The following is a 1,212-nucleotide window of genomic DNA, read 5'->3' as shown; positions in this document are numbered from 1 at the left end:
CGGTATTCATACCGGGGGTACCCCTTCCCCCCTACCCCCCACACCGCAGCCCCGCCGCCGCCGCCGTCCACAACCGGCACGGCCGCGGCCCCGCCGCGGCGGCATCACTCCCACCGTCTGCCTGCGCTACGCCGCCGGACTCCTGGTCGCCGCGATCGGCCACCACATGGTCCTCAGCCGCATCCCCACCCGGGCCCGGACCCGTCTCCTCACCGACTTCGCCGCCGTCGGCTGGTCCGGCAGCGACGTCCTCTACGCCCTGGAACACCATCCGGACGGCACCCCGCACCGCCACACCCACCGCGTACGCCGCCCCTACGCCTGGGCCCGGCACCGCCTCACCCTGTGGCGGCGCCCCGACGGCGCCCCCGCCGCCTCCCACTGGGACCAGCTCTGCGCCGAACTGCCCTCCCCGCCGACCCGATCCACGCCCCTGAGCCGCGCCCTCGCAATCACCGGCGGCACCGGGGAGGAGGTGAGCGCGATATGACCACAGACCTCGCAGCCCTCCTCCTTGAGGAAGCGCCCACCGGCCGCTTCGGAGACCCGCAGCGAGGCGGGAGACCACCGGGCCCCCGTACACGAATCGCTCGCCGTCATCGCGCGCCCCGCGAAGCGACGTCGGCGACGCACACCCTCCCCCAACCGGCAACGCCGCCCCCGTCACCGTGTCTTCCCCCGCACCTCACGCCCACCTCCCCAGAAGAAGCCGCACGGCACGCCGCCATGGCCGCCGCCGAAATCGCCGCTTACCGGACCGGGAGAAACGCTCGCCAACTCATCCCCGCCCGCAAGACCACCACCGACGCGCCCGACGGGCTGGCCGCCCTCTGAGCGACCACCATCCACATCACGACAACTAGGGCTGTCATCAAGCAANGCGGTCGATGAGGTGCGGGCGGGCGTCGAGCCAGGGGCGGTAGCGACGTAGGGCTTCGGCGCGCGCTTCCTGCTTGCTGGTCGCGCCGCACGCCGCGGCACACCCGGGCGACAAGTGGGTGCGGCACATCATTGCCCAGCTCAACTCCATCGAATCCACCCTCGACCTGATCACCAGTTCCTGACCGGTCCTAGAGAGGTCCGCACGGTCGGGCCTCTCCAGGACCGGCCTGCCGGAGGCTGTCGTGCGCCGACGCCGCTACCCCTCGGACACCACGAACGCCGAGTGGGCCCTGATGGTGTATTGACTGAACTAAATTCTCTATTTTCGCA

At 71.5% G+C, this 1,212-nt stretch carries 2 pseudogenes; both read left to right on the top strand.

From position 1 onward, the window contains the following. Positions 1-490, top strand: a pseudogene (locus AN218_RS12470) (hypothetical protein); the annotation flags it as partial. Between the two features lie 469 nt (positions 491-959). Then, positions 960-1,064 (top strand): annotated as a pseudogene (locus tag AN218_RS38170) (RacP protein); the annotation flags it as partial. Between the last annotated feature and the right edge of the window lie 148 nt (positions 1,065-1,212).

This window comes from Streptomyces nanshensis (assembly GCF_001751255.1).
GTDB lineage: Bacteria > Actinomycetota > Actinomycetes > Streptomycetales > Streptomycetaceae > Streptomyces > Streptomyces nanshensis_A.
This window is presented reverse-complemented; position numbering and strand designations above follow the sequence as displayed.